Raw genomic sequence first — 22,584 nt, 5'->3', positions numbered from 1 at the left:
CCCTATGCAAAAGTAAAGTATCGAGAATAATGCGAAATCTTTGCTGAGAAAAGAAAAACCGGCTCCATCAGTTAGTTAGGTGAAAGCACCATCGATGAGTGACGCTATAATCTTGCAAAAACTGAGAATACATACCGCAGACCTGCACCGGCAGGTTGAAGCAAGCCCGGTTATGTCAGGGTTGTTGCAGGCTGATTTGACAGCAGAGCAGTATCTTGCTGCACTGCAAGTGCTGGCAGCGCTGATTGCGCGCTATGAAGGCGCGCTTTTGCGGGTTTTTGACCAACAACATCAGTATCAGTATATTCCGCGTCTATCCATCGTGTACGCAGATATCAGAGCTATCGGTGGCGCTCAGCCCGCGATTGAAACAGAGCAAGACACCACAGCTTTATACTCGGATTGGGAGCTGGCCGGGGCGGCTTATGTTATTGAGGGCTCTACTATGGGGGGCAGGATTCTGGCGCGCCGGATTGAAAACGTTCTGGGGCCGTCTCTGAAGTTAACCAGTACCTGCGGTATTAGCTACTTTCACTTTTACCAGCGGGGTAGCTGGGATAAATTTAAGAACTGGTTGGAACAAGCTGAACTTAGCCCGGTGCAACATCATGAGGTAGTAAAAGGAGCGCAGTCTGCCTTTCACTATTTAGCAGAAGAATTGGCCAACAGACAACAAAGCGGGGTTCACTGATGAGTGATATTAGCGCAGAACAGCTTGCAGAAGCCTTGCGTAACTGTGCCAATGAGCCCGTACATATACCGGGTACAATTCAGCCGCACGGCTATCTGCTGGTATTTTCTAAAGATCTCAAAACAATATTGGCTATTAGTGAAGGCGTTCAGCGCTTATTTAACCTAGCTGCGACAGATATCTTTCGCTGCGCGCCACCCGATTTGTTACCAGCGGCGTTATTTGAAGCGATGAATAATGCTGTAAAACGGCTTAAAGCGGGGGTCCCTAACTGGAGCTTTGATTGCAGCCTGGCCAAAACTGAACTGAATGAGTGTTTCTGTACCTGTTATCTGTCAGATTCAGTACTGGTGGTTGAAATAGAGCCCGTCTTGCATCGGCCAGCCGATGATTACGTCGCTGAAATCACCTATCAGCTCGAACGTATTCGTGAAACCAGTTCGATCCAACAGACCCTTGAACAATTGACGAAATCAGTGGCGGTGTTGACCGGTTACGAGCGGGTTCTGGTCTATCGGTTTGATAATGACTGGAACGGCCAGGTCATTGCGGAACATCGTGATACGGATGATATTCACAGTTATCTGGATCATAATTTTCCTGCCAGTGATATACCGGCGCAGGTGCGGGCGCTTTATCAGAAAAACGTAATGCGTGAAATTACTGATGCGACAGCGGAGCCGGAGAAAATCATTGCTAATCCTGATAAACCGCAAGCGCCGGATATTGACCTCACCGCCGGGGTACTGCGAGGAGTCTCGCCGATACACCTTAAATATCTTGCCAATATGGAGGTGAAAAGGGCGCTTTCGGTCGCAATTTTTGAAGACAGTAAGTTATGGGGCCTGTTGTCATGCCATGGCCTTAACCAGAGTCAGGTGCACCCATATCAGCGCCAGGCTGTTAAAGCTCTGGTGGCTGTTGCGAATGAGCGGATGTTATTGCAACGCCAATATGCTGCAGAACGGTTCTATGCGGCGACAGAAAAAAGTCGTAAAGCCTTACTGGATCCCAAAAAAGAGATCATGGCACCGGACGAACTGCTCAGCGCCGAAGGGCATGCCTGGTTAAAGCTCTTTCATGTCGAAACGGTAGCTTTGGTACACGGGCGTCAAACGACCATAATCGGGGGCAAATGTGATCGGAAGGTCCTTACTGAAGCCACACAATGGCTAGTCGAAAAACACTCAACAACAGGATTATTCAGCACCTCAGAAATAGCGTCAACTGAGTTGAGATCGGCATTTGCGGAAACTGGATTTTGCGGACTATTAGGCGTTGCCTTACCCTATGATCGGTCTAAGGATGCTTGGTTGCTGTTTTTAAGAAAAGAAATTCTGGAAGTAAAAAACTGGGCCGGTCATCCCGAGAAAAAGCAGGTTGAACGCTACAAAGGCAAAGATGTGCTGTCGCCAAGAGAGTCTTTTGCCAGTTGGCAGGAGATTATCAATGGAAAATCATCAGAATGGCTGCGGGAACAAAAACAGGCAGCCCGATTTTTGGCGGAGGATCTTGCTATTGGTGCCTCAGCGTATCAAATCGAACAGCTTAATGAGAAGTTGAAGAAAGCCAACAAACGGCTGCAACATCTGGTTCATACTGATGCGCTGACACAAATTTGGAATCGCTACCATATGGAACAGAGTATTGATGAACAAATATCGGCAGCAAAGCGGTATAACCGCGATCTGGCAGTGATTATTTTCGATATTGATGACTTTAAAGGGGTGAATGATACCTATGGTCACGATGTCGGAGATTCGGTGCTAAAGAATCTGGCGCGCGGACTGGAAGATGTGGTGCGCGAAGGCGATATCTTTGGCCGTTGGGGAGGGGAAGAATTTCTGGTCGTGGCAATTGAATCCGATCTGAAAAACGCCACCAGGCTGGCTGAGCGATTGCGGGAAAAGCTCCTGTCGATAGAATTCCCCAAAGTAGAAAAGATCACGGCAAGTTTTGGTGTGGCCGAGCTTCGGGAAAGCGATTCCCGCACCAGCTTAGTGAAACGTGCTGACGAGGCCCTTTATGAGGCCAAGAACAGTGGCCGTGACCGGGTGATCAGCAACACTTGATTCATTGTATTAGGGTACAAAGAAAAAGGGGTTCAGTAGCCTGAACCCCTTTTTTGATTCGATTTGTTGGTCGGCGTGAGAGGATTTGAACCTCCGACCCCTGACACCCCATGACAGTGCGCTACCAAGCTGCGCTACACGCCGACCGAGCCCGCTATATTACTGAAATATCCTGAATTCGCAAGGCGAAAGCCCGTTTCAGTTGGAAAAACTTATGCAACTGATGCTTTATTCGCCATTAGCCTGGCTGAAGCGTTTTAGTTTGCGCAATCCGTCTACCAGTACCGGGGTTGCTGGTACCGCTCCCGTTAACTCAGCATGATCTTCGTTGGAAAAAACCCGGATGGCCGCATTGGAATCTATGATTGTGGTGCGTGTTTCTTCATAGATAACCAAATCGCGGCCATAACTGGTCATCAATGGCAGTTGCCGCTGTTTATTCGTCAGATCGATACCAACGGAATAATTTGCTGTGCCATCAGCGCACGAAATATACTGGCTGAGAACTGTGGGGATAATATCCGTCAGTAACGTCAGCGGTTGTTCCTGAATCGTCAGATTGGCACTGGTCCATAGCGGCACCTGCATGGCCTCAACAGAATAGGCCGGGTGTGCCGATGGTACTGGCGAAAGTGCTGTTATCACCACCTGGTATCCGTCCTGCAGAGCGCGGCGGATTTGCGCCATTGCAGTCACATCGACGGAATCGCGCAGGCTCAAACCTATATAGGCTGATGGCGAAGTGATATCAAACCGTTGAAAATCAGCGATTGCGTCGGGTAAACCGGCAGCGGTGCTGGCAATCTCTGCAACCAGTTCAATCTGATAATCCTGCAGTGGTGCGAAGTAGGCGGGCTCCTTATTCTGCTCCGCGATGGCCGTCATATACAAATCGGGCAGCCCGTAAACCAGCTCAAACACACCGCTCTGGGTATCAAGCTGGCCAAGCACTGGGCCCTGAAACTGTTCTAGTGCAGGGAATAATGCATTTAACTGATCCTGCTCAGCGGCATTAAGCGACGAGAATGCGACGATGAGCGTTGTCGGTGCTTGCGGCACCCTGGCGCACATTAGCGGTGCAGACGGATAATTCAGATTAACGTGGGTGGTTTCTCGCAGCAGCCGCCCCGCGGCTTCCGTGCGCTGATCAACTAACAGCCCGTGCTTGCTCATCAGCGTTTTAGCTGTAGTCGGATAGGACACCGGGAACAGATCATCCTGCTTGGTAATCGGGGTATAGACCACGGCATCGGCCCATACATGAACGCTGTGGCTGGCCAGAAAGCACAACACGAATACTGAACTAAAAGCCGCTCCCCAGTGTTTCTCCTGCAGTTTATCCAGACGCTTCCAGGCAATATTAGCGAGCGCCAGTTCAAATATCAGTAACACCACAAAAATCAGCAACATGCCGATTAATAAGAGGAAGCTGGCGCCAGCAAATACGGTTTCGGCATCAATGGCCAGTTGCGACAGGGAGTAAGTATTCAGGTGATAGCCGTATTGCCGGAAGAAGAGCGCATCAGCAACCAGCGCGATTAGCCCGATTGACGCAACCAGCGTCGCGATACCCCTTAGTACCCGGGAATAAGGGACAATCAGGCAAAACGGGAATATCAGGATAATAAAAACGACGAACGGCAGAAATGCAAAGTGCCCGAGCCAGCTGATCAGCATGTAGATAACACCGAGTGCAGAACCTGGCGGCTCCGCGGCTTCTATATACAAGGTGCCGATGGCAAGGACGAGCAAAATATTGAAAAACGTAAACCAGTGCCCCCAGCTGATGAGGCGGGCAATTTTATCGCGGCGTTGCTTGCGTTGTTTCATAGCTTGCTCGTGGTTAAGGGCTGACTATTTTGTTAACGATTGTAGCAGTACTTTACCAAATTGTTCAGCTATCTTCTGAGCCACTTCTGGCTTATAGCGTGTCTGGATCACGTGGGTCACAGCGTTACCCAGAGTCATCAGCGCCAGATCTGCTGGCACGTCCTCTGACTGCACCACGGAAAGAACTTCCTCGAGCAGGTGTTGCTGGGTGTTTACGTCGTATTTTGAGACAATCGGCATGGTTTTCTTTCTCAGCATGGTAGAATGCGCGTCATCTTATCACAGGGAAACGGACAGGACACAGAGACAACCATGCAAGCTGATGTTAAGCACAGTATTATTCACCAGTTTTACACCAGTGACGGCCAGATCGGGCTGCGTGTAGCGCCCGCCACTCTCGCTATCAATGACGAAGTAGGTTTACTGCTGACCGAGCTGACCGATGTTTATAATGCCAAACCGACTAAAGGCTATGCACGTTTTATCACCGCCGAAGATGATGTCGATGAGCAACAGCTAAGCGAGTTTCCTGAGCATCTGCAAGCCTGGCGTAAGTCTGCAATTGATTTTATCGAGTTTACTCAGCAGGGAGCCAAGTTATTGCATGCGCAGCTGCAACATTACGGCATTCTTGAGCCGGGCTTTCTGTTATTCGCTGGCTACACTCAGTTGGGGCAAGACTATCTGGTGGTAGCCTTTCTGCCGAGTAAAGAAGGCGTGACCATAGCGCCTGACTTATCAGTCGACCGATCTTCGCAGCTTGATATCAATAAAGTTCAGCTGGCAGCCATGATTAACCTGACTGAACTTGAAGAGCAGCCCGATTCGAACGCTTATATTTCTTTTATCAAAGGCCGCGCTGGCCGCAAAGTTTCAGACTTCTTCCTGGATTTTCTGGGTTGTGCAGAAGGCGTTAATTCGAAGCGACAGTCGCAGCAATTGGTTGATTCGGTGCAGCAGTATGTGAAAGAGCAAGAGCTGGCACCAGAACAAGCAAGCGTAGTGCGGAAGTCTGTGTATGAGATTTGTGACAATCAGTGGCAGCAGGGCGAACCGGTTCGTATTCGCGATTTGTCTGACCAGCTTCAGGCACAGGTGCCCAGCAAGCGCAGCTTTGCGGACTTCAGTGCGACACAGAATAGTGGGCTGGCTGACGAGTTTCCTACCGACCGGACGACGTTGCGTAAGTTGGTTAAGTTTCAGGGCCAGGGGGGTGGCCTCAGTGTCGGTTTTGATCATACGCTGCTGGGCGAACGAGTCGAATACGACGCGAACACTGATAAGCTGACTATTCATGGTACCCCACCGAACTTACGGGACCAGCTGCGGCGCTATTTTGGTATCGATAGCTAACATAAAAAACGCCAGCAAAGCTGGCGTTTTAGTCGTTCTGTTAAGTCCAGTATCGCAGCGGGCTTTACTTCGTCTGCACCGGAGTAATGTTGGTGGCGTGCAGCCCCTTTGGACCTTCCTCGAGCTGGAATTCGACATCCTGACCCGCTTTAAGGGTACGATATCCTTCCATCGCTATGGTTGAATAATGCGCAAAGATATCGCCTTCGCGATCTTCCGCCTCAATAAAGCCGAAGCCTTTTGAGTTATTGAACCACTTCACTTTGCCGGTAGCCATACTTCTACTTCCTTTATTCTATGATTTAATTATTGTTAGAATGACATCGCACCACAGTAAAAATGTGCGCAGCTTGAAAAACTGCATTGTCGACGCCATGTTTTACTCTAGGGCAGATCTACCGATAGTCAAGCCTATTTTGTTTAAATTGTGACCACAACATCAGGTTAAGCAAATTTCTTAAGCTATTTTCATCAATAACGACTATATATAAATAAAGGGATGTCATGAGCGCAGCCAACCAACACCAGCAGGGGGCCACGCAGCAGCAGGAGAAGAAGCAAGCGCTGCAGCCGCCGCCGATGTATAAGGTGATTTTAAACAATGATGACTATACGCCAATGGATTTTGTGGTCGAAGTTTTAGTGAAGTTTTTTCGGATGGATGAGGAGCGGGCAACGGATACGATGCTCACTATCCATTATAAAGGTCGCGCCATATGTGGGGTTTTTTCTGCGGAAGTTGCGGAAACCAAAGTAGTACAAGTTAACCAGTATGCCAGGGAACACCAGCACCCGTTGCTGTGTTCCATGGAAAAGGCATAAGGGGTCTGGTTCTTAAGAGGGGTGCCTGTATGTTAAATAAAGCGTTAGAAATTACCTTAAATGACGCATTCCGGTTAGCACGTGATCGCCGGCATGAGCTCATGACTGTTGAGCATCTCCTCCTGGCTTTACTGGAAAATCCCGAGGCGGCCCAAGCTCTGCGCGCTTGCGGGCTTGATTTCGAGCAGCTGAAGAATGAGCTCATCAGTTATGTCGATCGCAGTACGCCGAGTTTCGATGCCGAAACCGTAGATAGTGATACCCAGCCAACGCTTGGCTTTCAGCGGGTATTGCAGCGTGCCGTATTTCATGTGCAGTCGTCGGGCAACAGCGAAGTGTCGGGAGCCAACGTGCTGGTGGCCATTTTCAGTGAGCAGGAATCGCAAGCGGTCTATCTGTTGAATAAGCATGATGTTACCCGGCTCGACGTAGTTCACTTTCTGTCCCACGGTTTGTCCAAAATTGACGACGATGCCATTCGACCGGATGACTCTGACAGCGCAAACGTCGAGGGACAGTCGGAAGAACAGCCGAGCTTTCTCAAGCGATTTTGTACCAATTTAAATGCCAGAGCGCGGGAAGGCCGGATTGATCCTCTGATCGGACGCGAACTTGAGCTGGAGCGCTGTGTGCAGATCTTGTGCCGGCGGCGTAAGAATAACCCGCTACTGGTTGGTGAGGCCGGAGTAGGCAAAACGGCGATTGCCGAAGGGCTGGCGTATCGAATTGTAAATAAGGACGTGCCAGAGGTTATCGCGGATTCCGTTATCTACTCGTTGGATATGGGCGGATTACTGGCCGGAACCAAATACCGGGGCGATTTCGAAAAACGCTTTAAACAGTTACTAAAAGAAATTAACGAGCAACCGGACGCGATCTTATTCATCGATGAAATCCACACCATCGTGGGGGCGGGAGCGGCCAGTGGTGGCGTTCTGGACGCGTCAAATCTGCTGAAGCCGATGCTTAGCAATGGCGAGCTTAAGTGTATCGGCTCAACTACCTATACTGAATTTAAGAATATATTTGAGAAAGATCGCGCACTGGTGCGCCGGTTCCAGAAAATTGACGTGGTGGAACCATCAGTGGATGACACCACCCGTATATTGCAGGGTCTGAAAGAGCGCTATGAACAGCATCATGGTATCCGTTACACGCAACCAGCGATCCGCGCTGCAGCAGAGTTGTCTGCGCGTTACATTAATGAGCGGCACTTGCCCGATAAGGCCATTGATGTCCTGGATGAAGCGGGTGCCAGTCAGCGCTTGTTGCCGCCATCGCGCCGCAAAAAGACAGTTGGCGTTAGCGATATCGAGGCTATCATCGCGAAAATAGCGCGCATTCCGGAGCAATCAGTTTCCCGTTCGGATCAGCAGATACTACAGCAACTGGATCGTAATCTTAAACTGGTGGTATTTGGCCAGGATCAGGCCATTGATCAGCTCACCGCTGCGATCCGTTTATCTCGCTCGGGCTTGGGTAGCGAAGCCAAACCCATTGGTTCATTCTTGTTTGCAGGGCCTACCGGTGTGGGTAAAACGGAAATTACCCAACAACTGGCCAAAGCCCTCGGCATAGAGTTTTTGCGCTTTGATATGTCTGAGTACATGGAACGTCATGCGGTGAGCCGCCTGATTGGAGCCCCCCCGGGCTACGTGGGGTTTGATCAGGGAGGCTTGTTGACTGATGCGGTCAGTAAGCATCCCCATAGCGTGGTCTTACTTGATGAAATTGAAAAAGCGCATTCAGATATCTACAACATCCTCCTGCAGGTAATGGATCACGGTACGTTGACGGATAACAGCGGACGAAAAGTTGATTTCCGCAACGTCATTCTGGTGATGACGACCAACGCTGGCGTTCAGGAAACCTTACGTCAGTCGATTGGCTTCCGGCAGCAGGATCATGCGCCGGATGCCTTGGCCGAAATTAACCGGACTTTCTCTCCCGAGTTCAGAAACCGGCTGGATAGTATTGTCTGGTTTAATCATCTTAGCCCTGAAATCATTGAGCAGGTGGTTGATAAGTTTATCTGTGAACTGCAGGCGCAACTTGATCGTAAACAGGTTTCGCTTGAACTTGATCATGAGGCCACGGAATGGTTGGCGGCTAAAGGCTATGACAGAACCATGGGCGCGCGGCCGATGTCTCGGGTCATTCAGGAGCATCTGAAGAAACCACTGGCCAATGAAATCTTGTTTGGCCAACTGGCTCAGGGCGGCTCAGTGCAGGTTCACGTGGTTAACGGCGAACTCAAGCTGGATATCAAGGAACGGGTAGCCCGTGGTTCCACCACGGGCTAAAGGAATCCGGTAGGGGGTATTAGCGGGCGCGGAACACGATGCGACCTTTGGTCAGGTCGTACGGAGTTAACTGAACAGTAACGGTGTCACCGGTTAAAATGCGGATATAGTGTTTCCGCATTTTTCCGGAAATATGCGCAGTCACCACGTGACCGTTTTCCAGTTCAACGCGAAACATCGTATTAGGCAGTGTGTCTAGCACTGTGCCTTGCATTTCAATACTGTCTTCTTTTGCCATTCAAATCCTCGGAATATACTGATTATAATTAATCCAGCGCCCTTAAAAATATTAGCAGCGCCGCTAAAGTGGTCAGAATTTTAGCTGTTTTCGAACATGATTGCCACTTCAAATACCCGTTAGGGTCCGTTTTTGCCAGAAATCTGCAGCTAAATTAGGCTTATGGGAAGCATTCTGCTGGTTTAACAAAGCCAAATACTGAATCCTTGGCAATGACCAAGCTCCCAGGCTCTGCAAGTGTGGATTATCGACCTGTGCATCAAGCAACTCTCCTCCGGCAGCAAAAAAGTTCTGGCAAAAAACCAGTAACGCGAGCTTTGAGGCGTTGGTGCGGTAATGAAACATGCTCTCACCACAGAATATTCCCCCAACAGCCACGCCATACATGCCACCAACCAGTTGATGCTGGTGCCATATTTCGATTGAGTGAGCCTGGCCGAGCGTATGCAGTTCTATATAAGCTGAAATCATTTCCGGGTGGATCCAGGTGCCGGCCGTCTTATGAGCATCGGCACAGTGTCGGATCACCGCGGGGAAGTCGCGATTCAACGTAACCTTTAATTCGGTTTGTCGTATGAAACGACGCATTGACCGACTGCAATGCAGCGATCCTGGCGTGAATACAGTGCGTGGGTCGGGGCTCCACCAGAGGATGGGGTCGTCTGCCCCGTACCAGGGGAAGATTCCTTGTCGATAGGCAGCTTGCAGGCGTTCGGGGCTTAAGTCACCACCAAACGCCAGCAAACCGTCCGGCTCCGTCAGAGCAAGCGCCGGATTGGGGAAGTAGAGGTTATTTTCGCTAAGCTGAAACAGCACTCTGACTACCCCGGCAAATAAAGCCGTATCAGGCTTTGGTTAAACCATCCAGATAACGTTCTGCGTCAAGGGCTGCCATACAGCCGGTACCTGCAGAAGTGATCGCCTGACGATAAATGTGATCCATCACGTCGCCGGCAGCAAAGACGCCGGGTACGCTGGTGGCAGTGGCGTTGCCCTGCAAGCCTGAGCTGACCAGAATATAGCCGTCGGCCATATCCAGCTGACCGGCGAAGATACTGGTATTCGGCTGATGTCCGATAGCAATAAAGCAGCCCATCACCTCTAATTCTTCGAGCGCGCCGTTTTGGGTGTCTTTAATACGCACGCCGGTTACACCGGTGTCATCGCCCAGTACTTCGTCCAGGGTTTTATTCAGATGCAGTGTCACGTTGCCGTTAGTTGCCTTATCGATCAGCCGATCGACCAGAATCTTCTCGGCGCGGAAGCTATCGCGACGGTGAATGACATGCACTTCGCTGGCGATGTTCGCCAGGTAAAGCGCTTCTTCTACCGCGGTATTGCCACCGCCAACTACACAGACCTTCTGGTTACGGTAAAAGAAGCCGTCGCAAGTAGCGCAGGCCGATACACCTTTACCCATAAAGGCTTCTTCTGATTCAAGCCCAAGGTATTTTGCCGAGGCGCCGGTCGATATGACCAGGGCATCGGCAGTGTACTCGCCGTTATCGCCAAACAGGCGCAGCGGGCGGGCGCTGAAATCGACCCGGTTTATATGGTCAAAAATAATTTCGGTATTAAATTTCTCAGCATGCTTCTGCATCCGCACCATCAAATCCGGGCCGGTCAGCCCTTCAGGATCGCCAGGCCAGTTTTCCACGTCCGTGGTGGTGGTCAGCTGACCACCTTGTTGCATGCCGGTGATCATAACCGGGTTGAGATTTGCGCGCGCCGCATACACAGCGGCGGTATATCCAGCCGGGCCTGAGCCCAGAATAAGTAAACGGCAGTGTTTGGCTTCAGCCATTAGTTTGATACTCCATCATTCATTAAAAGTTGCATTTTGCTTCTGACAATAGGCTTAGCTTTTAATGGCTTCCAGCGGATCCATGTAGTCCAGATCCAGCTGCTTACCTAAATCGTCATGCACAGCTTTATAAGTAATCTTGCCTTTATGCATATTCAGACCGTTCAACAGGTGCGGGTCATCTGCCAGCGCTTTCAGCCCTTTGTTGGCTAACGCCAGACCAAAAGGCAAGGTAGCATTATTTAAAGCAATTGTTGAGGTCCGGGCGACACCACCTGGCATGTTAGCAACACAGTAATGAATAACATCTTCAACCACGTAGGTAGGATCCTGATGCGTGGTTGCTTTAGAGGTCTCAAAACAGCCGCCCTGATCAATAGCAACGTCAACCACTACTGAACCTGGCTTCATGTTTTTCAGATGGGTGCGGGTCAGCAACTTGGGCGCCGCAGCACCTGGAATAAGTACCGCGCCAATAACCAGATCAGCTTCACGGGAGAATTTATCAATCGCGTCTACAGTTGAGTAAATGGTTTTGATGCGGCTACCAAAAATATCATCCAACTGGCGCAGACGCGGCAGCGAACGATCAAGAATAGTCACTTCAGCGCCCATGCCAACAGCCATTTTGGCTGCCTGGGTACCCACAACACCGCCACCAATGATCAGTACTTTAGCTGGCTCTACGCCCGGCACACCACCTAACAGGGTGCCGCTGCCGCCATTGGCTTTTTCAAGATTGTGCGCACCAGCCTGAATGGACATCCGGCCAGCGACTTCGCTCATCGGGGCCAGCAAGGGCAGGCCACCGGCGCGATCTGTTACGGTTTCATAGGCAATAGCAGTAACGCCAGCTTCGGCCAGTAACTTGGTTTGCTGCGGGTCCGGCGCCAGGTGCAGATAGGTATACAGAATTTGGCCTTCACGGAGTTGCTTACACTCTGCTGGCTGTGGTTCCTTGACCTTAACGATCATATCTGCACGGGCGAAGATATCTTTGGGGTCAGCGACAATTGACGCGCCTGCTGCTTCATAATCTTCGTTGGTAAAGCCAATAGCGGCGCCGCCATCGTGTTCAACGATAACGCTGTGGCCGTGCGCAACATACTCACGTACCGCCGCCGGAGTCAGACCGATACGGTATTCGTGGTTTTTAATCTCTTTAGGTACACCTATTAACATGGACTTTGCCCCTTAAAGTAAGCTGTAACTGTGCGTTCAGGTCGATAATCGGATGGCGGGCATTATAGCGAATTCAGCTGATTATTTTCGTACTTTTTTTATCCATTTAAATAGCGTATAAAGAGGTTATAACTACTTAAAACTGGATAATTCAATGTTTAATGCCGAAGAACCGGTGAAAATAACTATTGATCGGATTGACCGTAAGATCCTCCGGATTCTGCAGGATGACGGCCGCTTAAGTAATGTGAATCTGGCCCGCAAAGTGGGGCTGAGCCCGACCGCGTGTAACGAGCGCGTACGCAAATTGGAACGGGAAGGCGTGATTGAACGTTATCAGGCGCGGCTTAATCCGGCCAAGCTGGGCGCTAACCTCATGGTATTTGTCGAGATCACCCTCAGTCGGACATCGCCCGACGCCTTTGCTGATTTTAGTGAGGCGGTGCGCAACACTCCGGAGATACTTGAATGCCACCTGGTGGCCGGCGATTTTGATTTTCTGATCAAGGCGCGCGTGCCGGACATGCCCGCTTACCGGAAGTTGCTGGGCGAAACCATCCTGACTATGCCGGGAGTAAATGAGTCGCGTACCTATGTGGTTATGGAAGAAGTGAAAAATGAGAATAAGGTTCTGATTAAAGGTTAAGAAAAGAATGGCAAAACTGCTGAATAACCCGCTTAGTCAGGCTACAATGGGCGAAAATTATTATAACAACAACAGGGAGCCAAGTGCCTTATGAGCGGTATACAACGTATGCTTGAAGTGGGCCTGATCCTGTGCGGCGCGTTTGCAGTCTTTTTGTTTCTGGCGTTGGCAAGCTTCAGCCCGGCAGATCCAAGCTGGTCGCAGACCGGTTACGAGGGGACTATTGAGAACGCTGCCGGTGCTATCGGTGCCTGGTTTGCTGACGCCCTGTTGTTTGCTTTCGGCTTCGTTGCCTACCTGATTCCTTTTGGTTTTGCTGGCCTTGGTTACCTGATGTTCCGTCAGCCGCGGCGCTTACTGGAACTGGATTATCTTGCCGTTGGCCTGCGGGTGATTGGCTTACTGCTGACACTGGTTGGCGCTTCGGCGCTGGCGTCACTGAATTTTAATGATATTTATTCGTTCTCTGCCGGCGGGGTAGTGGGGGACATGATCAGTTCTTCACTGTTACCTTACTTTAACTTGATCGGCACCACGCTGTTGCTGCTGACGTTTCTCTGTACCGGCCTGACGCTGGTAACAGGCGTTTCCTGGGTGTGGTTGGCGGACTCCCTGGGCGCCATTACTATCCGGGCAACCCAATGGCTGGTCGGTGTTAGTCGGCGAATCGTTACCTGGGCTATGGACAGTCGTCGTGAAGCGGATGACGACAATGAACCGGCAGTAGCCAGTGGTCTGAAGGCGAAACTCAAAAGCAGCCGTAAAACCGCCGAAGCGACTGAGCCGCGACGGGAGCCAGCACTGACCTTGCCGGCAGATGATGTTGACGACTTTGACCTGCCGTCGGTCGACGCGAGCGCGGACGACGATGAGGAGCCAGCGAGTAAGCCGAACCGGTTTAGCCGCGAAGCGCGTAAGGCGAAAGCAGCACCAGCGGCGGATAATGACAATGTTGACGAGGAGTCCGACAGCGCGTCACAGGCGCCTCTGGATCCGTTGCCATCAATAGAATTACTGGATCGACCCAATAAAACGGGTAACCCGCTTACTCCGGCAGAACTCCAGCAAATCAGCGATACCGTGGAAGCCGTACTGAAAGATTTCGGCGTAGACGTTAAAGTCGCCAACGTTCAGCCGGGGCCGGTTATCACCCGGTTCGAACTGGACCTGGCGGCGGGCGTCAAAGTTTCTAAAATCTCGAATCTGGATAAAGATATTGCCCGCTCGCTATCCGCAATCTCAGTGCGGGTCGTCGAGGTTATTCCGGGCAAATCCTATGTGGGGCTCGAACTTCCCAATAAGAGCCGCGAAACCGTCTTTTTCCGTGAAGTGGTAAGCTGCGACGCATTCCAGCAAAGTAGTTCACCACTGACGATGGTGCTTGGTAAAGGTATTTCTGGGCAACCGGTGGTGGTCGACCTTGCAAAAATGCCGCATTTGCTGGTGGCCGGTACCACCGGCTCGGGTAAGTCGGTCGGGGTGAACGCGATGATCCTCAGCTTGCTGTATAAGAGTTCACCGGAAGATGTGCGGTTAATCATGATCGACCCTAAGATGCTCGAGCTTTCGGTTTATGAAGGCATTCCGCACTTGCTTACGGAAGTCGTGACCGATATGAAGGATGCCGCCAATGCCTTGCGCTGGTGTGTGGGGGAGATGGAGCGGCGTTATAAGCTGATGTCCTCACTTGGAGTGCGTAACCTGAAGGGTTACAACACCAAGGTGCTGGAGGCGAAAGAAGCTGGCGAGCCGCTGCGCGATCCGCTCTGGAAGCCAGGTGATTCGATGGACGAATTACCGCCTTTATTGGAAAAGTTACCCAGTATCGTGGTGGTCGTAGACGAGTTCGCCGACATGATGATGATTGTTGGCAAAAAAGTTGAGGAACTGATTGCCCGAATTGCTCAGAAAGCCCGGGCTGCCGGGATCCACCTGATCCTCGCAACCCAGCGGCCATCGGTGGACGTCATAACGGGCCTGATTAAAGCCAATATCCCGACCCGGATTGCATTTCAGGTGCAGTCGAAAATTGATTCGCGGACCATTCTCGATCAGGCCGGCGCCGATCAGTTGCTGGGGCAGGGCGATATGCTCTACTTGCCGCCAGGCAGCGGGGTACCGACCCGGGTTCACGGTGCTTTTGTCGATGACCATGAGGTGCATGCGGTGGTTGCAGACTGGAAAAAACGTGGCCGGCCTAACTATCTGGACGAGATACTCAAAGGTGATGCCGGTGAAGATAGCCTGCTGCCGGGAGAGCAACTGGATTTGGGCGATGACGAAAGCGACCCGCTTTATGACGAAGCCGTGGCTTTTGTTACTGAAACCCGCCGGGTATCTATATCCAGTGTGCAGCGTAAATTCAGAATTGGTTACAATCGCGCCGCCCGTATTGTGGAACAAATGGAGATGAGCGGTGTCGTTAGTAATGCCGGGCATAACGGGCAACGCGAAGTTATAGCCCCTAAGCCACCAAAAGATTAACCAAGAGATAAATTCATGATGAAAAAAGCCGTTATATCTGGTTTTACCCTGGCACTTACCTTGATGGTTAGTAGCCTGAGCCAGGCCCACGCAGCAACTGCTGACAAGGACGCGCTGATTGAACGTCTGGCCGGGCTGGCAACGTTGCAGGCAGAGTTTAGTCAACAAGTTACCGATCCCGCGGGTGAACTGGTTCAGCAGCTGCATGGCCGGTTGGCGTTGGCGCGCCCCAGCTACCTCTACTGGCAAACCGATGCGCCGGATGAAACCCTGATGGTCGCTGATGGCGGTAATCTCTGGTATTACAATCCCTTTGTCGAACAAGTCACAGTGTACGAGCAGGCTGAAGCAATGGAGCAAAGCCCGTTATTGTTATTGCTCGATGCTAATGCGCAGGCCTGGAGCCATTATACTGTTAAGCAGGAAGGCAACAGTTTTGCACTGCAACCGAGCCCGTCCGCGGATACTCAGCAGAGCCTGCAACTTATCTTCGCGGAGGATCAGAATAATGCAGCGCTACAACGCATTATTCTTGATGACGGCCAGGGTCAGATCAGCACAATTGAGCTGGAAAACCCACGGTTGAATCAACCTGTTGAGCGCGATTTATTTGAGTTTACTCTACCTGAAGGCGTTGATCTTGATGATCAGCGAAACTAGTGCTCGATTTTAGTCCTGACTTTCGCCCGCTGGCGGCGCGCATGCGCCCGCGCAACCTGAACGAATATATCGGCCAGAGTCACATTCTCGGCTCAGGCAAACCCCTACGCGAAGCCATCAGCCGCGGCCATTTGCATTCAATGATCCTGTGGGGACCGCCGGGTACCGGAAAAACCACGCTGGCCGAACTGCTGGCCAGCAGCGGTGCCGCTGAACTATCGCGTATCAGCGCGGTAACTGCCGGTGTAAAAGATATCCGGGCCGCTATTGAAGAGGCAAAATCCCAGGCCATACAGAGTCAGAAACGCACCGTGCTTTTCGTTGATGAAGTGCATCGCTTCAATAAGAGTCAGCAGGATGCGTTCTTGCCCTATATTGAAGATGGCACTGTTATATTTGTTGGTGCCACTACCGAGAACCCGGCCTTTGAACTCAATAATGCCTTGCTCTCACGTACCCGTATTTACCGCCTCCAATCGTTAACCGATGACGACATCCGCGAAGTTATAACTCAGGCGCTGAATGATGCCGAGAGGGGGCTGGGTGAGCGCGACTTGCAGTTATCAGATGAAGCAATGGATTACCTGTTGCACGCAGCCGCGGGAGATGCGCGTCGGGCGCTGAACTATCTGGAGATCAGTGCTGATGCTACTGACGATAAGCTGCTGTCGCTGGAGCTCATAAAAAATGCCGTTGGCGGACGCCAGGCGTCTTTTGATAAACAAGGTGATGTGTATTTTGATTTGCTGTCGGCACTGCATAAGTCAGTAAGAGGCTCCAGTGCCGAAGGCGCGCTTTACTGGTATGCGCGCATCTTAAACGGCGGCGGCGATCCCCTGATTGTGGCGCGGCGGCTGTTGGCGATCGCGTCAGAAGACATCGGCAATGCAGATCCGCGCGCGATGCAACTCGCATTAAACGCCTGGGACACCTATACGCGGGTCGGTCCGGCGGAGGGCGAGCGCGCCATCGCCCAGGCTTTGATATTTTGTGCCTGCGCGCCGAAGAGTAACGCAGTATATAAGGCTTTCAACCAAGCCAAGCAGCTGGCCGCAGAATACCCGGATTTACCGGTGCCTAAACACCTGCGCAATGCGCCCACTAAACTGCATAAGGCGGAAGGCTACGGCGCTGACTATCGCTATGCTCATAATTACCCTGGGGCGGTGGTGCCAGGTGAGCGTTATGTGCCTGTTGAAATCAAAGATATACAGCTTTATCAGCCCAGCGACCGAGGTCTTGAGAAGCAGTTAGCAGATAAAATTAACTGGCTACGGCAGCAGGATGAAACCAGTGACTGGCAGCGCAGCGATGATGAGTAATCTGTTATGGGTTGCAGCAGGTGGTGCACTGGGCGCTATGGCCCGCTACGGAGTCGGCCTGTGGCTTGTCACTGAAGCTGGCAAGGCATTCCCTTTCGCCACCTTAATCGTTAACATAACAGGGTCGTTCTTACTGGCCGTGTTATTTGTCTGGCAACAGCAACAATTGCCAAATCAGCAAGCATGGTTGTTTCTGGGAGTAGGACTGCTCGGAGCCTTCACCACGTTTTCTACTTTCTCACTGGAAGTAGTCCTGCTGGCACAAGCCGAAGCCTACCTGAAGGCCGCCTTGCACGCCGGTTTGAACCTTGTATGTTGCCTGGCTGCGGTGAGTATCGCGCTGTGGCTAAAACCCTATTATTCATGGATTTGGGACTAACATGTTAGACGCTAAGTTATTTCGTAGTGAACTCGGTGATACCGCCGCTCGCCTTAAGCACACCCGCAATTATCAATTGGATGTGGAACGGCTCGAGCTGCTGGAGCAACAACGCAAAGACATTCAGGTACGAACCGAAACCCTGCAGGCTGACCGCAACGCCCGTTCAAAAGTAATTGGCCAGGCCAAAGCCAAAGGCGAAGATATCGGGCCGTTGGTGGCTGAGGTTGATGAACTGAATGTGCAGCTGGATGTGGCGAAGCGCGAACTGGCTGAGGTGCAGGATGAATTACACGCGATTATCTCCGGCGTACCAAATTTGCCTGACGAAACCGTGCCGGTTGGCGCTGATGAAGATGATAACCAGGAAATCAGCCGCTGGGGCGATTGCCGCAACTTTGATTTCGAGCCAAAAGACCACGTCGACGTCGCTAATAAGTTTACCAATGGGATGAACTTCGATCAGGGCGCTAAATTAGCTGGTGCCCGCTTTGTAGTATTGCAGGGGCAGATTGCACGCCTGCATCGCGCCCTGGCGCAATTTATGCTGGATTTGCATACCAGCGAGCATGGTTATACCGAAGCCTATGTGCCTTACCTGGTGAATCATGACACGTTGTTTGGTACCGGCCAGTTACCAAAGTTTGGTGAAGATCTCTTTCATGTAAAAGGGGCGACGGAAACTGAGGTGGCCTTATCACTTATCCCTACCGCGGAAGTGCCGCTGACCAACCTGTGGCGTGATGAAATCGCGGAAGAAAGCCAGTTACCCCTTAAATACGCGGCCCATACGCCGTGCTTTCGCAGCGAAGCCGGTTCGCACGGGCGTGATACCCGAGGCTTGATCCGGCAGCATCAGTTCGACAAAGTTGAGCTCGTCTGGCTGGCCCGGCCTGAGGAATCGATGGATGCACTGGAGGCACTCACAGGCCATGCTGAGAAAGTTTTGCAGTTACTCGAGCTGCCATACCGCAAGATGTTGCTTTGTACCGGTGACATGGGCTTTGGTGCTGCCAAAACCTATGATTTGGAAGTATGGCTGCCGTCTCAGCAGAAGTACCGTGAGATCAGCTCCTGCTCAAACATGGTGGACTTTCAGGCGCGGCGGATGCAGGCGCGTTTTCGTCGCCAGGGCGCGAAGAAGCCGGAACTGCTGCATACACTGAACGGTTCCGGACTTGCAGTAGGGCGGACTCTGGTGGCCATTCTCGAGAATTTCCAGCAGCAGGATGGGTCAGTAACGATTCCGGCAGCGCTACAGCCATATCTTGGCGGTAAAGCAAGTTTGTCACCCTACGAGTAAATCTTGCTGGTAAGCACAAAAAAGCCCGCATCAGCGGGCTTTTCTATATGCATTTGGCGGGCTTTGGCAGACCAGCAATACGGGTCGCCTGTTTAGCCGGGCCTTTTGGAAATAACCGGTACAGGTAACGACTATTGGCTTTATCCGGGCCAAGCCGTTTGCCAATGGCTTTCACCAGCACCCGCATGGCCGGGCTGGTGTCATACTCCTGGTAAAAATCCCGGACAAAATGAATAACTTCCCAGTGCGCATCGGTTAACTCAATCTGCTCAAGCTCTGCGATATGGCGGGCGAGTTCCGGCGACCATTCTGAAAAGTTGGCCAGGTATTCATGTTGGTCCGTCTGGTATTCACGATCAGCGACGATGAACATGGCCTTACTCCGCTTTGTCCCAGGTAATTACCGGCGCGCATTGCAGCGTCAGATCTACCCAGCGAGCATCACTGATCTGAATCAGCGACAGGGGCAGATCTTCGGTTACAGCGCCGCGCTCAGCCAATAACGCAAGCTCAGTAATAAGCACATAGCTTCTGCCTGGTAACAAGTCAGCAAGATCAGGCTCAACCAAACAAAGTTCCAACGCCTTTTCGCTGATCACAAAAGCGCATTCGTCATGTTGCCAGTTTGCCAGCCAGTCAGCTGAAGGCCAGTCACGGAGTAAGTGCAGTGGGGTAGTCATAGCCGTTAATACCTCAGCACTTTTTGCAGGTTCTGCAGACGTTCCTGCAGTTCGACCCGGTCAATCACCTCAATCGGCGCAATGAAGTCATCGCGCTGCCAGGCCCGTTCTGCCAGATCGGTATCCAGCACCCAGGGCGCAGGACAGTCATATAACTCCAGCAGGCGGTAGCGTTTATGTAATGAGCGGTTATTCCGTTCGACATCAAAGTTTTTATGCCAGAGGCTGAGGCCATGGCCATAGAGAATAAGCTGTGGATTCAGATCAACGCTGGCCAGTGCCAGCAGCATGTCCTGACCATGCCAGCAGCTGGGATCATCGGGCAGGGTGCTCTGGATGATCGCGATCGCCATCAGAACTGCACCACCTGGTCGGCCAGCGCTGTGGCCTGAGCGAACTCGGTCAGGCCACCATGATGGAAACCGCTGCAGATACGCGTCTCATTCAGACCGTATTCGGTTTCGGCAACTGTGGTACAGAGCACCAGCGGGATATTATGACTGGCAGATAATTCGAGCCATTTATCGGTTAACGGATGGGTGCAGTCGTCAGCGCCAAAACGCACCGCAGACTGATAAAAAAACACCATATCAATCCGGTGTCCACTGGCTACAGCTGCCTGGGCGTAATGATAAGCCAGCAGGCTGCGGTAAGAAGGGGATGAAGCGCTGTCATCGAAAGAATGCAGCGCTAACACAAGCTGAGCCAATTGCGGCGCCTGTTACTCGTCGCCGCCAAACGCCGTGAGCAGGTGAATCAGGCTCAGGAAGATATTGTACAGTGACACAAACAGAGTAACGGTTGCCAGAATATAGTTCCGCTCGCCGCCGTTAATAATGGCGCTGGTTTGCATCAGAATCGCACCTGCTGAGAACAGGATGAACATTGCCGACAGGGCCAGGCCCAATGCCGGAATATTCAGGAACAGGTTAGCGACAAACATAACAATAATGGCGACAAAGCCGGCCATCATCATACCGCCTAAGAACGACATGTCCTTCTTAGTGGTCAGCACATAAGCGGACAAGGCAAAGAAAATCAGCGCCGTTCCACCCAGTGCCATCATAATGATTTCACTACCGCGTGGACCAATTGCATTCACCATGCCGAGGATCGGTCCCAGGGTGTAACCCATAAATCCGGTCAGTGCGAATACCGCCAGCAGGCCGGTCGCGCTGTTCGACGTTTTATGTACCAGAAACAACAGGCCATAAAAACCAACCAGGGTAACGATCAGGCCCGGATGGGGCAGATTCATACTGGCCGAAAGAAATGCGGTAAACGCGCTGAAGGCCAGCGTCAGACCAAGCAACATATAAGTGTTGCGTAAAACTTTATTGGTCTGCAGAGCTGATTCGCTGCGCTGTGTAGTCGAAATGTGAGCTTGGTTACTCATCGCTATCTCCGTATTGTGGTACTGCAAAGTTATCTTGCATCTAGTCTAACCTAAAATGGGGGGGAACAGGCAATGATTTCAAGAGCCTTCAGAGCGAAATATACGACGAATTGCTTAAAATCACAGCAAACAGTATCAGCAGTGTGAATTTTTCCTTTACAAGCCGGTTTCCGCTCTTTATCATTCGCATCGTCTTAAGGCATTGAGCTTAATGACCGCGGAGAGATGGCAGAGCTCGGTTTAATGCACCTGACTTGAAATCAGGCGTGGGTTTGCGCCCACCGGGGGTTCGAATCCCTCTCTCTCCGCCACATTCCAGAAAGCCCGCTGACAAATCAGCGGGCTTTTTTTTGCCTTTCCGGCAGCCTGTGCATCTGGTCGTACCTGTGTATAATTGACGATATCAGACCCACAGGAAAGTACAACACTGAGACCAATATGCAGTTTTCAGAAATTCTGGCGCAAATTACCCCGCCTGCCGAACAGGCGATACAATTACCGGAAGGTTGGGGCCAGGGCCGCGCCTTGTTTGGCGGAATCACTGCTGCTATTGCATGGCAACATGCTCATTACGGTGCTAGCAGCGAACAACAGCTGCGCGCCTTTACCGTTTCTTTCGTGGGGCCGGTACAGCCCGGTGTTGCAAGGCTAAAACGGCGCATCCTGCGGGAAGGGAAAAATGTCACCCAGATCGCGGTGGAAATTATCCAGAATGAACAGGTCGTATTATCAGCCCTTGCCAGCTATGGTCGCAGCCGCAGCTCGTCGATCGAGGTCCCAGCAGAGGCTCCCCGGGGAATGCCCGGGCCGCAGCAGGGGATCAGCTTTCCGCCGGTCGATATACTGCCCGAGTTTACGCACTACTATGATTACCGCATCTGTGTCGGAAACCTGCCATTTACCGGTAATAAGTTGCGGGAACTTGGTGGCTGGATGCGTTATCGCGACGAAGACAAACCCATCGACATAGGCTTGTTGCTAGGGCTGGTCGATGCCTGGCCACCGGCTCTGCTACCCCATTTATCAAGCCCGGCCCCCGCCAGCTCGCTGACCTGGACCATCGAATTTCCCGATAACCTGCCGCAGAACAAACGCAGCAGTGATTGGTGGCAATATCTGGCCACCATTGACCATGCCGCAAATGGATACGGCCATACGCATGCCTATATATGGGATGACCGCGGTCAACTCGTTGCTATCAGCCGACAAACGGTCACGGTGTTTGGCTAGCCCTGTCACACGCACAGTTTTTACCTGTCAAATGACACAAAAGAGGGTGGACATATCCCAATTCAACATAATTTATCAATTTGATCTTGCCAAACGGCGAAAAATTATTGATATCTGTTGTTCTCTGAAATGGTTTCAGAGCATGAAATTCACATTGGATACGTGGATATGACAGACTTTATTGTTGCT

Annotated in this window: 24 protein-coding genes and 2 tRNA genes; 13 read left to right on the top strand and 13 right to left on the bottom strand. The window is 51.6% G+C overall.

The genetic code is table 11. From position 1 onward, the window contains the following. The first annotated feature begins 94 nt into the window (after window positions 1-94). Together R3196_RS03325 and R3196_RS03320 are read left to right on the top strand one after the other, a co-directional pair. Window positions 95-691: a biliverdin-producing heme oxygenase gene (locus R3196_RS03325; protein WP_318935228.1), complete on the top strand. Its 597-nt coding sequence runs from the start codon at window positions 95-97 to the stop codon at window positions 689-691. After that, a complete protein-coding gene (locus R3196_RS03320) occupies window positions 691-2,763 on the top strand; it encodes a diguanylate cyclase (RefSeq protein ID WP_318935227.1) in 2,073 nt (690 codons plus the stop codon). The genes R3196_RS03325 and R3196_RS03320 overlap by 1 nt, the downstream gene beginning before the upstream one ends. 67 nt (window positions 2,764-2,830) lie before the next feature. Here R3196_RS03320 and R3196_RS03315 read toward each other — a convergent pair. The 3 genes from R3196_RS03315 to R3196_RS03305 all read right to left on the bottom strand — a co-directional run bounded on the left by R3196_RS03315 (window position 2,831) and on the right by R3196_RS03305 (window position 4,851). Next, window positions 2,831-2,907 (bottom strand) — tRNA-Pro (locus R3196_RS03315). Window positions 2,908-2,991: 84 nt separating this feature from the next. Beyond that, entirely contained in the window at window positions 2,992-4,593 is a 1,602-nt protein-coding gene (locus R3196_RS03310) for a DUF3413 domain-containing protein (protein WP_318935226.1), read from the bottom strand. A gap of 24 nt (window positions 4,594-4,617) precedes the next feature. Then, window positions 4,618-4,851 carry a DUF1414 domain-containing protein gene (locus R3196_RS03305; RefSeq protein WP_318935225.1) on the bottom strand — a complete coding sequence of 78 codons (234 nt, stop codon included), beginning with the start codon at window positions 4,849-4,851 and terminating at the stop codon, window positions 4,618-4,620. Between the two features lie 54 nt (window positions 4,852-4,905). Between R3196_RS03305 and yejK the strand changes: the two genes are divergently transcribed. Continuing rightward, window positions 4,906-5,946 (top strand): nucleoid-associated protein YejK, encoded by a 1,041-nt coding sequence (gene yejK / locus R3196_RS03300; protein WP_318935224.1) that lies wholly within the window; start codon window positions 4,906-4,908, stop codon window positions 5,944-5,946. A 64-nt stretch (window positions 5,947-6,010) separates the two neighbouring features. On the opposite strand, the gene cspD is transcribed toward yejK, so the two are convergent. Then, complete coding sequence (cspD, locus tag R3196_RS03295; protein WP_318935223.1) at window positions 6,011-6,223, bottom strand: cold shock domain-containing protein CspD; 213 nt, start codon at window positions 6,221-6,223, stop codon at window positions 6,011-6,013. A 227-nt stretch (window positions 6,224-6,450) separates the two neighbouring features. Here cspD and clpS point away from each other — a divergent pair, with 227 nt between their 5' ends. Further along, complete coding sequence (clpS, locus tag R3196_RS03290; protein ID WP_318935222.1) at window positions 6,451-6,768, top strand: ATP-dependent Clp protease adapter ClpS; 318 nt, start codon at window positions 6,451-6,453, stop codon at window positions 6,766-6,768. A gap of 29 nt (window positions 6,769-6,797) precedes the next feature. Next, window positions 6,798-9,071, top strand: a complete 2,274-nt coding sequence (clpA, locus tag R3196_RS03285) for an ATP-dependent Clp protease ATP-binding subunit ClpA (RefSeq protein WP_318935221.1) — start codon at window positions 6,798-6,800, stop codon at window positions 9,069-9,071. Window positions 9,072-9,090: 19 nt separating this feature from the next. Here the strand turns inward: clpA and infA are convergent, their stop codons facing one another. The 4 genes from infA to ald all read right to left on the bottom strand — a co-directional run bounded on the left by infA (window position 9,091) and on the right by ald (window position 12,295). Then, window positions 9,091-9,309 (bottom strand): translation initiation factor IF-1, encoded by a 219-nt coding sequence (gene infA, locus R3196_RS03280; RefSeq protein WP_008489926.1) that lies wholly within the window; start codon window positions 9,307-9,309, stop codon window positions 9,091-9,093. 108 nt (window positions 9,310-9,417) lie between these two features. Continuing rightward, entirely contained in the window at window positions 9,418-10,125 is a 708-nt protein-coding gene (aat, locus tag R3196_RS03275) for a leucyl/phenylalanyl-tRNA--protein transferase (protein WP_318935220.1), read from the bottom strand. A gap of 28 nt (window positions 10,126-10,153) precedes the next feature. After that, window positions 10,154-11,113 (bottom strand): thioredoxin-disulfide reductase, encoded by a 960-nt coding sequence (gene trxB, locus R3196_RS03270; protein ID WP_318935219.1) that lies wholly within the window; start codon window positions 11,111-11,113, stop codon window positions 10,154-10,156. A gap of 54 nt (window positions 11,114-11,167) precedes the next feature. Then, window positions 11,168-12,295: an alanine dehydrogenase gene (gene ald / locus R3196_RS03265; protein WP_318935218.1), complete on the bottom strand. Its 1,128-nt coding sequence runs from the start codon at window positions 12,293-12,295 to the stop codon at window positions 11,168-11,170. A 154-nt stretch (window positions 12,296-12,449) separates the two neighbouring features. Here ald and lrp point away from each other — a divergent pair, with 154 nt between their 5' ends. The 6 genes from lrp to serS all read left to right on the top strand — a co-directional run bounded on the left by lrp (window position 12,450) and on the right by serS (window position 19,089). Further along, window positions 12,450-12,941, top strand: coding sequence for a leucine-responsive transcriptional regulator Lrp (lrp, locus tag R3196_RS03260; RefSeq protein ID WP_318935217.1), 492 nt, complete (start codon window positions 12,450-12,452; stop codon window positions 12,939-12,941). Window positions 12,942-13,031: 90 nt separating this feature from the next. Then, the gene (locus tag R3196_RS03255) at window positions 13,032-15,425 is read left to right on the top strand and encodes a DNA translocase FtsK (protein WP_318935216.1); all 2,394 of its coding nucleotides are present in this window, start codon (window positions 13,032-13,034) and stop codon (window positions 15,423-15,425) included. Window positions 15,426-15,440: 15 nt separating this feature from the next. Then, window positions 15,441-16,085, top strand: a complete 645-nt coding sequence (lolA, locus tag R3196_RS03250) for an outer membrane lipoprotein chaperone LolA (protein ID WP_318935215.1) — start codon at window positions 15,441-15,443, stop codon at window positions 16,083-16,085. 41 nt (window positions 16,086-16,126) lie between these two features. Further along, the gene (locus R3196_RS03245; protein WP_318935316.1) at window positions 16,127-17,407 is read left to right on the top strand and encodes a replication-associated recombination protein A; all 1,281 of its coding nucleotides are present in this window, start codon (window positions 16,127-16,129) and stop codon (window positions 17,405-17,407) included. Continuing rightward, entirely contained in the window at window positions 17,400-17,786 is a 387-nt protein-coding gene (gene crcB / locus R3196_RS03240) for a fluoride efflux transporter CrcB (protein ID WP_318935315.1), read from the top strand. Before R3196_RS03245 ends, crcB begins: the two co-directional genes overlap by 8 nt. Before the next feature lies 1 nt (window position 17,787). Then, a complete protein-coding gene (gene serS / locus R3196_RS03235) occupies window positions 17,788-19,089 on the top strand; it encodes a serine--tRNA ligase (protein ID WP_318935214.1) in 1,302 nt (433 codons plus the stop codon). 43 nt (window positions 19,090-19,132) lie between these two features. Here the strand turns inward: serS and R3196_RS03230 are convergent, their stop codons facing one another. Genes R3196_RS03230 through R3196_RS03210 form a run of 5 tightly spaced genes read right to left on the bottom strand, consistent with a single transcriptional unit; the run spans window position 19,133 to window position 21,165 of the window. Continuing rightward, window positions 19,133-19,462: a TusE/DsrC/DsvC family sulfur relay protein gene (locus R3196_RS03230; RefSeq protein ID WP_318935213.1), complete on the bottom strand. Its 330-nt coding sequence runs from the start codon at window positions 19,460-19,462 to the stop codon at window positions 19,133-19,135. A 4-nt stretch (window positions 19,463-19,466) separates the two neighbouring features. Then, a complete protein-coding gene (locus tag R3196_RS03225; protein WP_318935212.1) occupies window positions 19,467-19,769 on the bottom strand; it encodes a hypothetical protein in 303 nt (100 codons plus the stop codon). Between the two features lie 5 nt (window positions 19,770-19,774). Next, the gene (locus tag R3196_RS03220; RefSeq protein ID WP_318935211.1) at window positions 19,775-20,122 is read right to left on the bottom strand and encodes a DsrE family protein; all 348 of its coding nucleotides are present in this window, start codon (window positions 20,120-20,122) and stop codon (window positions 19,775-19,777) included. Next, the gene (locus R3196_RS03215) at window positions 20,122-20,478 is read right to left on the bottom strand and encodes a DsrE/DsrF/TusD sulfur relay family protein (RefSeq protein WP_318935210.1); all 357 of its coding nucleotides are present in this window, start codon (window positions 20,476-20,478) and stop codon (window positions 20,122-20,124) included. The genes R3196_RS03220 and R3196_RS03215 overlap by 1 nt, the downstream gene beginning before the upstream one ends. A gap of 12 nt (window positions 20,479-20,490) precedes the next feature. Next, window positions 20,491-21,165, bottom strand: a complete 675-nt coding sequence (locus R3196_RS03210) for a Bax inhibitor-1/YccA family protein (protein ID WP_318935209.1) — start codon at window positions 21,163-21,165, stop codon at window positions 20,491-20,493. A 219-nt stretch (window positions 21,166-21,384) separates the two neighbouring features. Between R3196_RS03210 and R3196_RS03205 the strand changes: the two genes are divergently transcribed. Together R3196_RS03205 and R3196_RS03200 are read left to right on the top strand one after the other, a co-directional pair. Further along, window positions 21,385-21,476: transfer RNA gene (locus tag R3196_RS03205), tRNA-Ser, on the top strand. A gap of 127 nt (window positions 21,477-21,603) precedes the next feature. Next, window positions 21,604-22,395, top strand: coding sequence for a thioesterase family protein (locus tag R3196_RS03200; RefSeq protein ID WP_318935208.1), 792 nt, complete (start codon window positions 21,604-21,606; stop codon window positions 22,393-22,395). Window positions 22,396-22,584 lie beyond the last annotated feature (189 nt).

Origin of the sequence: Pseudidiomarina sp., from assembly GCF_033722695.1 — a bacterium.
Taxonomy (GTDB): domain Bacteria; phylum Pseudomonadota; class Gammaproteobacteria; order Enterobacterales; family Alteromonadaceae; genus Pseudidiomarina.
Note: the sequence above shows the minus strand (reverse complement) of the source record. Positions and strands in the feature narration are given on the sequence as shown.

What these genes read in the sequence shown, in the direction of transcription:
- R3196_RS03325 (WP_318935228.1), top strand. Translation starts at nt 95, where the DNA reads ATGAGTGACGCTATAATCTTGCAAAAACTGAGAATACATACCGCAGAC.
- R3196_RS03320 (WP_318935227.1), top strand. Translation starts at nt 691, where the DNA reads ATGAGTGATATTAGCGCAGAACAGCTTGCAGAAGCCTTGCGTAACTGT.
- R3196_RS03310 (WP_318935226.1), bottom strand. Translation starts at nt 4,593, where the DNA reads ATGAAACAACGCAAGCAACGCCGCGATAAAATTGCCCGCCTCATCAGC.
- R3196_RS03305 (WP_318935225.1), bottom strand. Translation starts at nt 4,851, where the DNA reads ATGCTGAGAAAGAAAACCATGCCGATTGTCTCAAAATACGACGTAAAC.
- yejK (WP_318935224.1), top strand. Translation starts at nt 4,906, where the DNA reads ATGCAAGCTGATGTTAAGCACAGTATTATTCACCAGTTTTACACCAGT.
- cspD (WP_318935223.1), bottom strand. Translation starts at nt 6,223, where the DNA reads ATGGCTACCGGCAAAGTGAAGTGGTTCAATAACTCAAAAGGCTTCGGC.
- clpS (WP_318935222.1), top strand. Translation starts at nt 6,451, where the DNA reads ATGAGCGCAGCCAACCAACACCAGCAGGGGGCCACGCAGCAGCAGGAG.
- clpA (WP_318935221.1), top strand. Translation starts at nt 6,798, where the DNA reads ATGTTAAATAAAGCGTTAGAAATTACCTTAAATGACGCATTCCGGTTA.
- infA (WP_008489926.1), bottom strand. Translation starts at nt 9,309, where the DNA reads ATGGCAAAAGAAGACAGTATTGAAATGCAAGGCACAGTGCTAGACACA.
- trxB (WP_318935219.1), bottom strand. Translation starts at nt 11,113, where the DNA reads ATGGCTGAAGCCAAACACTGCCGTTTACTTATTCTGGGCTCAGGCCCG.
- ald (WP_318935218.1), bottom strand. Translation starts at nt 12,295, where the DNA reads ATGTTAATAGGTGTACCTAAAGAGATTAAAAACCACGAATACCGTATC.
- lrp (WP_318935217.1), top strand. Translation starts at nt 12,450, where the DNA reads ATGTTTAATGCCGAAGAACCGGTGAAAATAACTATTGATCGGATTGAC.
- R3196_RS03255 (WP_318935216.1), top strand. Translation starts at nt 13,032, where the DNA reads ATGAGCGGTATACAACGTATGCTTGAAGTGGGCCTGATCCTGTGCGGC.
- lolA (WP_318935215.1), top strand. Translation starts at nt 15,441, where the DNA reads ATGATGAAAAAAGCCGTTATATCTGGTTTTACCCTGGCACTTACCTTG.
- R3196_RS03245 (WP_318935316.1), top strand. Translation starts at nt 16,127, where the DNA reads ATGCGCCCGCGCAACCTGAACGAATATATCGGCCAGAGTCACATTCTC.
- crcB (WP_318935315.1), top strand. Translation starts at nt 17,400, where the DNA reads ATGAGTAATCTGTTATGGGTTGCAGCAGGTGGTGCACTGGGCGCTATG.
- serS (WP_318935214.1), top strand. Translation starts at nt 17,788, where the DNA reads ATGTTAGACGCTAAGTTATTTCGTAGTGAACTCGGTGATACCGCCGCT.
- R3196_RS03230 (WP_318935213.1), bottom strand. Translation starts at nt 19,462, where the DNA reads ATGTTCATCGTCGCTGATCGTGAATACCAGACGGACCAACATGAATAC.
- R3196_RS03225 (WP_318935212.1), bottom strand. Translation starts at nt 19,769, where the DNA reads ATGACTACCCCACTGCACTTACTCCGTGACTGGCCTTCAGCTGACTGG.
- R3196_RS03220 (WP_318935211.1), bottom strand. Translation starts at nt 20,122, where the DNA reads ATGGCGATCGCGATCATCCAGAGCACCCTGCCCGATGATCCCAGCTGC.
- R3196_RS03210 (WP_318935209.1), bottom strand. Translation starts at nt 21,165, where the DNA reads ATGAGTAACCAAGCTCACATTTCGACTACACAGCGCAGCGAATCAGCT.
- R3196_RS03200 (WP_318935208.1), top strand. Translation starts at nt 21,604, where the DNA reads ATGCAGTTTTCAGAAATTCTGGCGCAAATTACCCCGCCTGCCGAACAG.